At 66.3% G+C, this 12414-nt stretch carries 15 protein-coding genes; all 15 read left to right on the forward strand.

The features are described from left to right. The first annotated feature begins 16 nt into the window (after positions 1-16). Positions 17-1027: a cytochrome d ubiquinol oxidase subunit II gene (gene cydB / locus V6X30_RS06925; RefSeq protein ID WP_367983889.1), complete on the forward strand. Its 1011-nt coding sequence runs from the start codon at positions 17-19 to the stop codon at positions 1025-1027. After that, positions 1024-2307: a H(+)/Cl(-) exchange transporter ClcA gene (gene clcA, locus V6X30_RS06930; protein WP_367983890.1), complete on the forward strand. Its 1284-nt coding sequence runs from the start codon at positions 1024-1026 to the stop codon at positions 2305-2307. Before cydB ends, clcA begins: the two co-directional genes overlap by 4 nt. A 41-nt stretch (positions 2308-2348) precedes the next feature. Beyond that, complete coding sequence (gene gshB / locus V6X30_RS06935) at positions 2349-3305, forward strand: glutathione synthase (protein ID WP_367983891.1); 957 nt, start codon at positions 2349-2351, stop codon at positions 3303-3305. A 6-nt stretch (positions 3306-3311) separates the two neighbouring features. Then, positions 3312-3896: an energy transducer TonB gene (locus tag V6X30_RS06940; protein WP_367983892.1), complete on the forward strand. Its 585-nt coding sequence runs from the start codon at positions 3312-3314 to the stop codon at positions 3894-3896. Beyond that, positions 3893-4306 (forward strand): Holliday junction resolvase RuvX, encoded by a 414-nt coding sequence (gene ruvX, locus V6X30_RS06945; protein ID WP_367983893.1) that lies wholly within the window; start codon positions 3893-3895, stop codon positions 4304-4306. Before V6X30_RS06940 ends, ruvX begins: the two co-directional genes overlap by 4 nt. 8 nt (positions 4307-4314) lie before the next feature. Continuing rightward, positions 4315-4815 (forward strand): bifunctional pyr operon transcriptional regulator/uracil phosphoribosyltransferase PyrR, encoded by a 501-nt coding sequence (pyrR, locus tag V6X30_RS06950; RefSeq protein ID WP_367983894.1) that lies wholly within the window; start codon positions 4315-4317, stop codon positions 4813-4815. Continuing rightward, positions 4812-5780: an aspartate carbamoyltransferase catalytic subunit gene (locus V6X30_RS06955; protein ID WP_367983895.1), complete on the forward strand. Its 969-nt coding sequence runs from the start codon at positions 4812-4814 to the stop codon at positions 5778-5780. The genes pyrR and V6X30_RS06955 overlap by 4 nt, the downstream gene beginning before the upstream one ends. Further along, positions 5777-7060: a dihydroorotase gene (locus V6X30_RS06960; protein ID WP_367983896.1), complete on the forward strand. Its 1284-nt coding sequence runs from the start codon at positions 5777-5779 to the stop codon at positions 7058-7060. The genes V6X30_RS06955 and V6X30_RS06960 overlap by 4 nt, the downstream gene beginning before the upstream one ends. Next, positions 7057-7755: a hypothetical protein gene (locus tag V6X30_RS06965; protein WP_367983897.1), complete on the forward strand. Its 699-nt coding sequence runs from the start codon at positions 7057-7059 to the stop codon at positions 7753-7755. Before V6X30_RS06960 ends, V6X30_RS06965 begins: the two co-directional genes overlap by 4 nt. A gap of 333 nt (positions 7756-8088) precedes the next feature. Continuing rightward, positions 8089-8799 carry a YggS family pyridoxal phosphate-dependent enzyme gene (locus tag V6X30_RS06970; protein WP_367983898.1) on the forward strand — a complete coding sequence of 237 codons (711 nt, stop codon included), beginning with the start codon at positions 8089-8091 and terminating at the stop codon, positions 8797-8799. Next, entirely contained in the window at positions 8796-9623 is an 828-nt protein-coding gene (gene proC / locus V6X30_RS06975; RefSeq protein WP_367983899.1) for a pyrroline-5-carboxylate reductase, read from the forward strand. Before V6X30_RS06970 ends, proC begins: the two co-directional genes overlap by 4 nt. Positions 9624-9625: 2 nt before the next feature. Continuing rightward, entirely contained in the window at positions 9626-10204 is a 579-nt protein-coding gene (locus V6X30_RS06980; RefSeq protein ID WP_367983900.1) for a YggT family protein, read from the forward strand. Positions 10205-10206: 2 nt separating this feature from the next. Then, positions 10207-11361, forward strand: coding sequence for a homoserine O-succinyltransferase MetX (gene metX, locus V6X30_RS06985; RefSeq protein ID WP_367983901.1), 1155 nt, complete (start codon positions 10207-10209; stop codon positions 11359-11361). After that, complete coding sequence (gene metW / locus V6X30_RS06990; RefSeq protein ID WP_367983902.1) at positions 11358-11960, forward strand: methionine biosynthesis protein MetW; 603 nt, start codon at positions 11358-11360, stop codon at positions 11958-11960. Before metX ends, metW begins: the two co-directional genes overlap by 4 nt. A gap of 11 nt (positions 11961-11971) precedes the next feature. Continuing rightward, complete coding sequence (locus V6X30_RS06995; protein WP_367983903.1) at positions 11972-12412, forward strand: DUF4426 domain-containing protein; 441 nt, start codon at positions 11972-11974, stop codon at positions 12410-12412. Positions 12413-12414 lie beyond the last annotated feature (2 nt).

Raw genomic sequence — 12414 nt, forward strand, 5'->3', positions numbered from 1 at the left:
AAAGAGGAACCCGGGTTTGGAAACCATCTGGCAATTTGATCTGGTGCATTTCTGGGCGGCCGCCCTGGCCTTTTCGATCCTGATGTATGTGCTGCTGGATGGTTTCGATCTGGGCGTCGGAATGCTTTTCGGCATCAGCGGTGACGCCGGTCTGCGCGACCGGATGCTGCGCACCATCGCACCGGTCTGGGACGGCAATGAGACCTGGCTGGTGGTGATCGGCACCGTGCTGTTCGGTGCCTTCCCGGCGGTCTATGCCATCTTCCTGTCCGCCTTCTACCTGCCTGTCGCCTTTCTCCTCGGCGCGTTGATCCTGCGCGGCGTCTCCATGGAATTCCGCGGCCGCAGCAGCGTCAGGCGGCGCTGGTTCTGGAACCTCGGCTTCAGTGGTGGATCCTTCGCCGCGGCATTCGTGCAGGGCGCCGCCGTTGGCGCGCTGGTCAAGGGCATCGACGTCGAAAGCGGGCAGTACGTCGGTGGCCCCTGGGACTGGCTATCGCCCTTCGCGGTTTTCTGTGGGTTGGGACTGGTGGCCGGCTACGCGCTGCTGGGTGCCAGCTGGCTCGTCATGAAAACCCGCGACGACCTGCGGGAGTGGAGCTACCACTGGCTGTTGCGCCTGCTCGCGGTCAGCATCGTCTTCATCGCGATCAGCTTTGTCTGGACCCTGCTGGCGCGGCTGAACATCACCGATCGCTGGTTTCAGGCGCCGATGCTGCTCATCGTCCCGACGTTATTACTCATTGCGGGCGTGGGAGGGTTACTCTGGAGCTGGCGTCAACGGCTGGACCGGCTCGCCTACCCGATGGCGGCGCTGATCTTCTTCGCGGCGTTCATCGCGTTCCTGCTCAGTTTCTGGCCCTGGGTACTGCCGGGCGATCTGCGCTTCGACCAGGCCGCGGCACCGCCCAAATCCCTCGAGTTCCTGTTCTATGGGGCCGGCATGATCGTCCTGCCGATCGTCGTTCTCTACACCGTCGGGGTATACTGGATCTTTAGAGGCAAATCCCGGCCGCTGGATGAATGAACCCCCGATCCTGGCGATTCTATCTGGCCGCCGCCCTGGTCGGCGCACTGGCTGGCCTGATCGGTGCGGCGTTTCACGCCATGCTCGATCTCGCGGTCAGCGAGCGGCCGGCCCTCGAACATTGGCTTGACACCCTCCCCGTCCCGTCATGGCTGTCACTCATGCTGCTCTGTGCGCTCATGCTGATGGGCGCACTATGGCTGGTCCTGCGTTTCGCCCCCGAGACCGCCGGTAGCGGTATTCAGGAAGTCGAGGCCATCCTCGGAACACACCGCCGCCTGCGCTGGCACCGGGTGTTGCCGGTCAAATTCACGGGTGGACTGCTGGCCGTCGGCTCGGGCCTGGCCCTGGGCCGCGAAGGCCCGACCATTCACGCGGGCGCCGCCTTCGGCCAGATGATCAGCGACTGGCTGGGGCGCGACCGCGCCGAGGCGCGTGCCCTGATCGCCGCCGGGGCCGGGGCCGGCCTGGCCGCCGCGTTCAACGCCCCGCTCGCGGCCATCATCTTTGTCACCGAAGAATTACGCGAGGAGTTCGACTACCGCTTCACCACGCTGCAGGCCGTTACCCTGGCCAGTTGTCTGGCGGTCATCGTCAGCGGCGCACTGATGGGGCAGGGGCCCCAGTTGCCGATTCCCCTCGCGGACGCCGGTCCGGTGCCCGTGGAGGCCCTACCGCTGTTCCTGATCCTCGGCGTGGTGGTGGGCATGATCGGCGTGTTGTTCAATCGTCTGCTCCTCGCCGGTGTGCGTTCCGTTCGTGCCCTGCCCACGAGCCGGCATTACCTGCTGGTCGGCGGAGTCGGCCTGGCTCTTGGTCTGCTGCTGTCGTATCTGCCCTCGGTGGTTGGCGAGGGGGACACGCTGGTCGCGACGCTGCTCCGGGATCAAACGGCCCTGCTGATCCTGGTCGGACTGCTGACGCTGCGCCTGATCACTACGGTCACCAGCTACAGCCTCGGGCTACCCGGCGGCATCTTCGCGCCCATGCTCGCGCTGGGCACACTGATCGGGGCGGCTTTCGCGGGCTTGATCGGCATTGTCGCGCCCGCCCTCGACCTCGCACCAACCTTCTTCGCCGTGGCCGCAATGGGGGCGCTTTTCGCCGCCACCGTGCGGGCGCCGCTGACGGGTATCGTGCTGGTCATCGAGCTCACGGGGGATGTCGCCCTGGCGCTGCCCATCATCGTGGCCTGCCTCACCGCCACGTTCACGGCACAGGCGATGGGCGGCCGACCGATCTATAGCGAACTCCGGGCGTTGAACTCGAACGCGGGCTGATAGACTACCCGCCGTCGGCACGTTGCAACGAGGAGCCTCCCATGGCCTATCGCCTCGGGGTCGTCATGGACCCCATCGAGGGCATTACCCCGTACAAGGACACCACGCTGGCGATGTTGCTGGAAGCCCAGCGACGCGGCTGGGAGATCCGCTATCTGACGCTGGCCGATCTCTCGCTGCGGGATGGCACGGCCTATGGCGATGGCGCGTTGCTCGAGGTTCGCGACGACAACCATGACTGGTTCAGCCTCGGCGAACGCGACGAGGAGCCGCTCGAGAACCTCGATGCCATTCTCATGCGCAAGGACCCGCCGGTGGACAGCGCCTATGTCTACGCCACCCATATCCTCGAGGTCGCCGAGCGCGCCGGCGTGCTGGTGGTCAACCGACCACGGGGCCTGCGCGATGTGCAGGAGAAGCTGTCCATCGCGCACTTCCCGCAGTGCTGCACGCCCACTGTTGTGGAAATGAAGGCCGAGCCATTGAAGGCCTTCATCAATGCCCAGGAACGCGCGGTGCTCAAACCGCTGCACGGCATGGGGGGCGAGGCCATATTCGTGGTGCACGCCGGTGATCCCAATACCAGCGTGATCATCGAGCAGCTCTCCGAGCGCGGCACGCGTTACGTGATGGCGCAGCGCTATCTGCCCGAGATCAGCGACGGCGACCGGCGCATCCTGGTGATCGATGGTCAGCCCGTGGACTTCGCCCTGGCCCGGCTGCCCGCCGCCGGGGAGAGCCGTGGCAACCTCGCGGCCGGTGGACGTGGTGTCGCCCGCCCCCTCACCGAGCGTGAGCACTGGATCGTCGAGCAGGTTCGCCCCCTGCTCGCGGAGCACGGCATCCTCTTCGCCGGTCTCGACGTGATTGGCGGCTACCTCACCGAGGTCAATGTCACCAGCCCGACCTGTGTGCGCGAAATCGACGCCCAGCAGGGGACGAACATCGCCGCGGAGCTTTTCACGGTGATCGAACACCGGCTCATGGGACGCCCCTGATCCAGCATGGACGATGCCACCCTCGCCCGCGATCGTCTGCTCATGGCGATCCTACTGTCGGTGGTGGTGCATATTCTGGTGTTGTTCGGGCCGTTGGGGCCGGGCAGCCTATCGAAACCCCGGATGAGCGCCGAGATGCCGCTCACCCTCGAGCTGCAGCGCTCGACCCCGCAACGCAGTCAACCCATGCGCCTGGTCACCGGCACAGCGCCCGACGCCTGGCAGACGATTGACGAACCACCCCGCGAGCACCAGCGGCATATCGACGGGACGACGCGTGACGAGCCAGCCGCACGGTATCTTCGCGAGTGGATCCTGCAGGCCGAGGCCGTGGGCAATCAGGCCTATCCACCGGCCCTGATCGAAGCGGATATCAGGGGTCGTGTTGTCATGGCGGTGACGCTCAATGCCGACGGCGAGATTCTCGCCACGAGGATGCTTGGGGACGGAGGGCAGCCTATCCTGCAACAAGCCGCGCGGCGCCTCGTCGAGGCCGCTGCGCCGTTCCCGGCGATACCGCCAGCCGTGCTGCAGGGTCGCGATGAGCTCGTCATCACGCGCACCTGGTCATTTGGGGAAACCACGCCATGAGCAAAGACGCCACCTACCTCGGCTTCGATGCCGGAGAGAAACGATTGGGGGTGGCCATCGGGCAGTCGATCACCGGCCAGGCCCGTGCGCTGGCTGTTCTGCCATGCCGCGCCGGCCGCCCGGACTGGTCGGCGGTGCAAGCCGTTGTTGACGATTGGCGCCCGGCGGCGCTGATCGTCGGTATCCCTCGCCATGCCGACGGCAGCGCCTCGGACAGCACGCGTCTTGCCGAACGCTTCGCGGGAGAGCTGGCCCGGCGCACCGGGGTCAGCGTCCATCGCATCGACGAGCAGCTCTCGAGCCATGCCGCCGAGGCCGCCCTGCATGAGCGCGGCGCGAGGGCGGACGTGATCGATGCCGAGGCGGCGCGTATCATTCTCGAAACCTGGATAAGCGAGCAGCCCCCGTGACGAGAGAATTGCCTGATATCGAACCGCTGCTGGCCAAGCTCACCGAGCAGGTGGCCACCCTGCTGTCGGCCGAGGGCCGGGAGCGCTGCGCGCTGGTGGGGATCCACCAGGGCGGCGCGTGGCTGGCACAGCACCTGCAGGCGCGCCTCGAACTACCCGGCGAGCCCGGCGCGGTGGACATCGCGTTCTACCGCGATGACCTGGCCCGTGGCGGCCTGCAGGCCGAGGTCCGGCCTACCCGAATGCCCATCGATATCGAGGACCGTGTCATCGTCCTGGTGGACGACATCCTCTACACCGGCCGGACCATTCGGGCGGCGCTTAACGAAATCTTCGACTACGGGCGCCCCGCCGCCGTGCGTCTCGCCGTCCTGCTGGATCGACCGGGACGCGAACTGCCCATCCAGGCCGATATCGCCGCCCACTACATCGATCTGCCACCGCGGCAGCGGGTCAAGCTGCGCGGCCCCGACCCCCTGCATCTGGTCATTGAGGAGGCCCATTCATGAGCGTCCAGCTGGATGACCAGGGGCGGCTGCGGCATTTTCTCACCACCGAGGGTCTCGATCCGCGGCTGCTCACGCGCATCCTGGATACCGCCGAGTCGTTTGCCGGTGTGATCGGCAAATCGGTCAAGAAGGTCCCGCTACTGCGCGGCCGGACCGTGATCAATCTGTTCTTCGAGTCGAGCACACGCACACGGACCACCTTTGAACTGGCGGCCAAACGCCTGTCCGCCGACGTGCTCAACGTCGCGGTGGACACGACGACAACAAAAGGCGAAAGCCTGCTGGACATGCTCCGCAACCTGCAGGCAATGCAGGCCGACATGTTCGTGATCCGCCACAACCAGAGCGGAGCGGCGGAGTACTTCGCCCGCCACGTCGACCCGGGCGTGGCGGTACTGAACGCCGGCGACGGCTGGCATGCCCATCCCACCCAGGCCATGCTCGATGCCTTCACCATCCGTCGCCATAAGGGCCCGTTCGAGCAACTGCGCATCGCCATCGTCGGTGACATCCGCCATTCGCGGGTGGCGCGCTCCCAGATCCATGCCTTCAATGGACTGGGCGCCGGCGAAGTACGCGTCATCGCACCCAACACGCTGCTGCCCTCGGACGTGGACACCCTGGGTGTGCAGGTCTATAACGACCTCAGCGCCGGGCTGCGCGATGTGGACGTGGTCATCGCCCTGCGCCTGCAGCATGAGCGCATGCAGGGGGCGCTCCTGCCGGGCGAATCGGAGTACTTCCGGCACTACGGGCTGACCGAATCCCGCCTGGCCAGCGCACATCTCGAGGCCATCGTAATGCATCCCGGACCCATTAACCGCGGCGTGGAGATCGATTCTGCCCTGGCCGACGGCCCGCGCTCGGTCATCCTCGATCAGGTGACCAACGGCATCGCCGTGCGCATGGCGGTCATGACCATGGTGCTCGGTGTCCAGGCGGACACGGCACGGGAGGTCTCATGAGTCGGATCCTCATCGTCAACGGTCGCCTGATCGATCCCGCCAGCGGCTTTGATGAAACCGGGGACGTCGCCGTCGCCGATGGACGCATCGTCCGGCTCGGGGGACAGATCGAGGACTTCACGCCGGATCAGCGCATCGACGCCAGCGGCCAATGGGTCATCCCCGGGCTGATCGACCTCAGCGCACGCCTGCGCGAACCGGGCGCCACCCGCAAGGCCGACATCACCAGCGAGAGCCGAGCGGCGGCGGCAGCCGGCATCACCACCCTGGTCATGCCACCGGACACCGCGCCGGTCATGGATACACCCTCCGTTGTGGAGCTGGTGACGCATCGGGCCGATGCCGCCGGCGCCGCCCGGGTGGTGCCGCTGGGTGCGCTGACGCAGAAACTGGCCGGCGAGCAGCTCTCCGGCATGGCGGGCCTGGCCGCCGCCGGATGCCCCGCGCTGTCCGACGGCAACCGGCCGATCCGGGATTCGCTGGTACTGCGGCGGGCGCTGGAATACGCCAGCACTTTCTCCCTGCCCTGTCTGCTCACACCGGTGGACTCGAGCCTGGCCCAGGGCTGCCTGAACGAGGGTCCGACGGCCACCCGGCTGGGCCTGCCCGGGATTCCCGCCGCGGCCGAAACCGCCGGGCTCGGCCGACAACTCGCGGTTGCCGGTGCCACCCAGGCCCGAGTCCACTTCGGACGGCTCTCCAGTGCTGATGGCGCGCGGCTGCTCACCACCGCGCTTGGCGAGAATCGCAAGCTGACGGCGGATGTGGCTATCCATCACCTGTTTCTGACCGATCAGGATGCGATGGAATACGACACGCGATTCCATCTGGAGCCGCCGCTGAGAGACATTATCGATCGAGAGGCCCTGCGGCAGGCCGTGGCCGACCGAGTGATCCGCATCATCTGCTCCGACCATCAGCCCCATGACCAGGATGCCAAGGATGGGCCGTTCGCCAGCACCGCACCCGGCGCCAGCGGCCTCGACACACTGCTGGCGCTGGTGCTGCGACTGGTCGAAGAGGAGGTGCTCCCACTGCATCGGGCACTGGCGACAGTGACCCTGGAGCCGGCCCGACTGCTGGGACTGGAGGGTGGCCGCCTTGATGAGGGCGCCGCCGCCGATCTGGTCGTTGTGGACCCGGTTGACCCGTGGTTCTGCAGCGAGGAGCGCCTGCGCAGCCGCGGCCTTAACTCCCCATTCCTCGGCTGGGAGTTCAGCGCCCGCGCCACGCATACCCTCGTGGCCGGACGGCTGGTCCATCAACCCGACGGCCCATGAAACCCGACCGCCTGATCGACGCGACACCGGTCATGGACGACTGGTGGCTCCTGCGGATTGGCTGGAATGCCGCCGCACCCGCGCCGGGCCAGTGGCTGTGGCTGGAGCTGGCGGGCCGACGCTGCTGTCTGCCAGTCCGTGATGCCGACGAGAGCGAAGGCTGGGTCGCCGGCATCCTGCCCCAGGGCTGCTTGCCCGCAAACATCGGGCCAGGTACCCCCGTCGTGGTCTCCGCTCTACAGGGCGAACCCATCGTGCCCGCATCCGCCGAGCGCCTGCTGGTGCTCGGCGAGGATCTCGGCATCGGCCCCGCCATGGCACTTGCCGAGCGCTATTCAGATCAGGTTCGCCTGCTGTTGCTGGGCGGGCATTACGGCCTGCCGGCCCGACTGATACCCTCGCGCTTTTTCATCCCCGCGCTCGCCGACAGCGCAATCGCCGGCATCGGCAGCCTGGAACAGGCCGGTGTGCCCGCCCGCGTCGCGCTCGATGATGACCGACCCGGTGTTTACGAGGGCAGTGTCATGGATCTGCTCGGCCGCTACCTCAGCGATACCCCCGATGCCGAACGCCAGTCGCTGCGACTGATCGCCTTTGGCCCGTGGGGCGAACTCCATCAATGCCGCCAGGGGCTCCGCGCCAGCGTCGGCGCGGTGGAGCTGGTGGAACTACCGGGGGTTCAGGAACGCGGTTGATGCAGGGATCGCCGTGCGGTGCCCTGTCGGTCCCGTCGCCTTGTCCCGGGCTCGCGCGGTGCGCGCGGCGCTTCACGCGGTGGATAACACACCGAAACGCGCCCCGAGGTCGCCCGGGACAAGGCGACGGGACCGACAAGCCATGACACACCACCAGATCCTGGGCTTATCGGCTCCCTACCTGTCCACCGGGCGATCTTGAGACGCCCGTCTGTGTGATATCCACCACGTTCCAGGCCCCGCGTCTCGCGTGAGCCCGGGGGACAGGTAGGGAGTCGATCCCCACCGCATCAAATTCGACGCCATCACACCTCCCGCCGTATCATTCCGAGGATGATCACCGAGCCGAAAGCCGAAATCGCTCAGCGCCTCGCCGCAGTGCGCCAGCGGATTCGTGATGCCGAGGTTGCCTATGGGCGTGAGGCGGGCAGTGTGAAGCTGCTGGCGGTGAGCAAACGCCAGCCCATCGAGGCGATCCGGGCGGCAATCGCCGAGGGACAGCATGCATTTGGCGAGAATTATCTGCAGGAGGGTGCGGAGAAACGCGAAGCCCTCGCGGGGGAGTCGGTCGAATGGCATTTCATCGGCGCCCTGCAGTCGAACAAGACCCGGGCAGTGGCGGAAGGCTTTGACTGGGTGCATACCATCGATCGGCTGAAGATCGCCCGGCGGCTGTCTGAGCAGCGTCCGGCGGACGCCGCGCCGCTGCAATGCTGTCTGCAGGTCAATGTCAGCGGCGAGGCCAGCAAGTCGGGGGTTGCGCCCGAACAGGCGCCGGATCTGGCCAATGAGATCGCCAGCCTGCCCAACCTGCAGTTGCGCGGCTTGATGACGCTGCCGGAGGCGGTCCCCGATTTTGAATCCCAGCGGGCTGCGTTCCGGCAGTTACGCGAGCTGCAGGCACGACTCGTTGCCGACGGACTGGCGCTCGATACGCTGTCCATGGGCATGTCCAATGATCTGGAGGCGGCGGTGGCCGAGGGGGCGACGATGGTTCGCCTGGGCACCGCCGTTTTCGGACCCCGACCGGAGAAAACGCCGTGAGCGAGAAGATCATTGCCTTTATCGGTGGCGGCAATATGGCCCGCAGCCTGATCGGCGGACTGATTGCCGATGGCCACCCCCATGCGGGTCTGCGCATCGCCGAACCGGATGCCCGGCGCCGCGAGGCGCTGATCGAGGACTTCGGCATTCAGGCCTTCGAGGAGAACGCCACCGCGATTCGCGGCGCCGATGCGGTGATCCTGGCAGTCAAACCACCGCTGATCGCGGATGTAATCCGCGATCTGGCCGGGCAGATCCGCGAGCAGGAGAGCCTCGTCATCTCTGTCGCGGCGGGGGTGCGCTGCGTCGATATCGCCTCATGGCTGGGCGGGGATGCGCCGGTGGTCCGGGCCATGCCCAACACCCCCGCCCTGGTCCAGACCGGTGCCACCGCCCTTTACGCCAACGAGGCGGTCACCGCCGGGCAGCATGACCTTGCCGAGAGCATCCTGCGGGCGGTGGGCATGGTGGTCTGGCTGCCCGATGAGCAGCAGATGGATGCCGTCACCGCCGTTTCCGGCAGCGGTCCGGCCTATTTCTTCCTGACCATGGAGGCCATGCAGGCGGCCGGCGAGTCGATGGGCCTGAGCAGCGAGACGGCTCGGCTGCTGACCCTTGAGACCGCCCTCGGAGCGGCCCGGATGGCCCTCGAGAGTAGTGAGGATGCCGCCTCCCTGCGCCAGCGGGTCACCTCCCCCGGCGGCACGACGGCGGCGGCAACGCAGGTCCTCGAGGACGGCGATCTGGCCGGGCTGTATCGTCGCGCCCTCCAGGCCGCGGCGCGTCGTGCCCACGAAATCGGCGACGAACTGGGAGATCAGTAAGCATGGGGCCGGGTTATCTCAGCAGTCCACTGGCTTTTCTGGTGGATACGCTGTTCAGCCTCTACATCATGGCGGTTATGTTGCGGTTTCTGCTGCAGTGGTCGAGGGCGGATTTCTACAACCCGCTCTCGCAGTTTCTGGTCCGGGTCACCCAACCGCTGCTACAGCCCCTGCGCCGCGTCATTCCCGGCTGGGGCGGCATCGACTTTCCGGCCATCGTTCTGATGGTGGTGCTCCAGGCGTTGGCGCTGGCACTCCTGATGATGATCGCCGGCGTCACGCCACGTATCGATTACCTGTTGCTGCGCACGCCGGCCGAGCTCATCAGCCTGCTGCTCAACGTCTACCTGATTGCGATCGTCGTGCGGGCGATCCTCTCCTGGGTCAATCCGAGCGACTACAACCCGGCCACCACAGTCCTGCTGGGGCTGACCGAGCCCGTGATCCGGCCATTCCGGGCGATCATCCCGCCAATCGGGGGCGTCGATCTCTCCCCGCTGGCGGCCATCATCGCCATCCAGATCCTGAAGATGCTGATCATGCCACCGCTCGACCGCATCGCACCGGCATTGATGATGTAACCATGGCCGGATCATTCGCTGACGATTCGGTGGGTCTGGTCACCCCTCGGACGGTCCATTTCGATGAATCCCTCGCCCTCGATTCGGGGCGGGTACTGCCGGGCTATACCCTCGCCTACGAGACCTACGGCGAACTCAACGCCGATGCCAGCAACGCCGTGCTGGTCTGTCACGCCCTGTCCGGCAATCATCACGCCGCCGGCTACAACGCGCCGGATGAACGCAAGCCCGGCTGGTGGGAGGCCTGCATCGGTCCCGGCAAACCCCTCGACACCAACCGCTTTTTCGTCGTCTGCAGCAACAACCTTGGCGGCTGTCACGGCTCCACCGGCCCGACGACCCATAATCCGGAAACCGGCGAGCCCTACGGCGCCGACTTTCCCCTGGTGACCGTCCGCGACTGGGTCCGCAGCCAGGCTCGGCTGGCCGATCATCTGGGCATTACCCGCTGGGCCGCCGTGGCCGGTGGCAGCCTGGGCGGGATGCAGGCGCTACAGTGGGCCATCGATCTGCCCGAGCGTCTGGCTCACGCCATCGTCATCGCCGCCGCCCCACGACTCTCGGCGCAGAACATCGCGTTCAACGAGGTCGCCCGACAGGCGATCCGCTCCGATCCGGATTTCCAGGAGGGTCACTACGCAACCACCGGGGATCGACCGCGCACCGGCCTGATGCTCGCGCGCATGCTCGGCCACATCACCTATCTGTCGGAGGCGGCCATGGGTGAGAAATTCGGCAGGGACCGGCGCGGCAAACCCAACGACTACGGCTTCAATTACGACGTGGAATTCGAGGTGGAGAGCTACCTGCGCTATCAGGGGCAGTCATTCGTGGATCGCTTCGATGCCAACACCTACCTGCTCATGACCCGCGCGCTGGACTACTTCGACCCGGCGGCGGCCTGCGAGGGCGATCTGGCGGAGGCCCTGCGTGGCGTCACCGCCCCCTGCTTCGTCGCCTCGTTCACCAGTGACTGGCGTTTCCCGCCGGCGGCCAGCCGCGAGATCGTGCGGGCGCTCCTCGACACCAACAAACGGGTCAGCTACGCCGAGATACGAGCCAGTCACGGCCACGATGCCTTTCTGATGCCGGTCCCCCGCTATCGCGAGGTGTTCACCACCTACATGCAGCGGGTCGCCGCGGAGGTCGGTGTATGAGCCCGCTTCGCGCCGACCTCGAGATCGTCGCCGACTGGGTCGGCGCGGGCGACCGTGTGCTCGATCTCGGTTGCGGTGATGGCCGGCTACTGCGCTATCTGTTCGACAGCCGTCAGGCGACCGGCTACGGGCTGGAGATCGATCCGGCCGGGATCACGCAGAGCATTGCCAACGGCATCAACGTCATTGAGAGCGATCTCGACGAGGGGCTCTCCGACTTCGACGACGATGCCTTCGACCAGGTCATCCTCACCCAGACGCTGCAGGCGGTGCAGCGCCCGGACCAGCTACTGCGGGAGATGCTGCGGGTTGGCCATACCGGAATCGTGACCTTCCCCAATTTCGCCTACTACCGCCTGCGCTACCACCTGGCGATCCGCGGGCGCATGCCCATGAGCGAGGCCTTATCGTACGCATGGTACGAGACGCCGAATATCCATTTCTGCACGATTCACGATTTTGAGGCGCTCTGCGACGAGCTGGGTATTCACATTCTGGAGCGCCGCGTGTTATCTCATGACTTCAAGCGGCCACTGCTGGCAAGCCTGATACCCAACCTCTTCGGAGAAGTGGCGCTTTACCGCATCTGTCGAGCCTGAAGGAGAGCATCATGCCGCACTGCCCACGCCGGATCGCTGGATGGATCGCCGGACTGCTGATGGTGCTGCCCCTGCTCGCCAGCGCCCAGCAGGCGGACCGTTTCGGCGACTATGAAATCCACTACAGCGCCATGCCCACCGGCATGCTCAATGCCACAGTGGCCGATGAATATCAGATCATGCGCAGCCGCACCCGCGGCATGATCATGGTGACGGTGCTGCGCGAGGGCCAGCCCGTGGGAGCCCGGGTGGATATCGTTGCCCGTGACAAGAATGACGATCTGGCCGAGATCGGTGCGCGACGCGTGCGGGACGACGGCTGGACATCTTATGTTGGCACCTTCCCGGTGGAAGATGGCGAAGCGCTGACCTTTGAAATCGAAGTCAACCCCCACCAGGGCGGTGGACCGTTCAAGGTCGCCTTCCGCCAGACCTTCTTCACCGGGGAGTAGGC

It is taken from the genome of Spiribacter sp. 1M189 (genome assembly GCF_040838345.1).
In the GTDB taxonomy this organism is placed as follows: Bacteria; Pseudomonadota; Gammaproteobacteria; order Nitrococcales; family Nitrococcaceae; genus Spiribacter; species Spiribacter insolitus.

Excerpts from the sequence above, each read along its gene's own strand:
- V6X30_RS06960 (WP_367983896.1), top strand. The coding sequence starts at position 5,777 with ATGAGTCGGATCCTCATCGTCAACGGTCGCCTGATCGATCCCGCCAGC.
- V6X30_RS06955 (WP_367983895.1), top strand. The coding sequence starts at position 4,812 with ATGAGCGTCCAGCTGGATGACCAGGGGCGGCTGCGGCATTTTCTCACC.
- gshB (WP_367983891.1), top strand. The coding sequence starts at position 2,349 with ATGGCCTATCGCCTCGGGGTCGTCATGGACCCCATCGAGGGCATTACC.
- clcA (WP_367983890.1), top strand. The coding sequence starts at position 1,024 with ATGAACCCCCGATCCTGGCGATTCTATCTGGCCGCCGCCCTGGTCGGC.
- V6X30_RS06940 (WP_367983892.1), top strand. The coding sequence starts at position 3,312 with ATGGACGATGCCACCCTCGCCCGCGATCGTCTGCTCATGGCGATCCTA.
- V6X30_RS06965 (WP_367983897.1), top strand. The coding sequence starts at position 7,057 with ATGAAACCCGACCGCCTGATCGACGCGACACCGGTCATGGACGACTGG.
- metW (WP_367983902.1), top strand. The coding sequence starts at position 11,358 with ATGAGCCCGCTTCGCGCCGACCTCGAGATCGTCGCCGACTGGGTCGGC.
- metX (WP_367983901.1), top strand. The coding sequence starts at position 10,207 with ATGGCCGGATCATTCGCTGACGATTCGGTGGGTCTGGTCACCCCTCGG.
- V6X30_RS06970 (WP_367983898.1), top strand. The coding sequence starts at position 8,089 with ATGATCACCGAGCCGAAAGCCGAAATCGCTCAGCGCCTCGCCGCAGTG.
- V6X30_RS06980 (WP_367983900.1), top strand. The coding sequence starts at position 9,626 with ATGGGGCCGGGTTATCTCAGCAGTCCACTGGCTTTTCTGGTGGATACG.
- ruvX (WP_367983893.1), top strand. The coding sequence starts at position 3,893 with ATGAGCAAAGACGCCACCTACCTCGGCTTCGATGCCGGAGAGAAACGA.
- V6X30_RS06995 (WP_367983903.1), top strand. The coding sequence starts at position 11,972 with ATGCCGCACTGCCCACGCCGGATCGCTGGATGGATCGCCGGACTGCTG.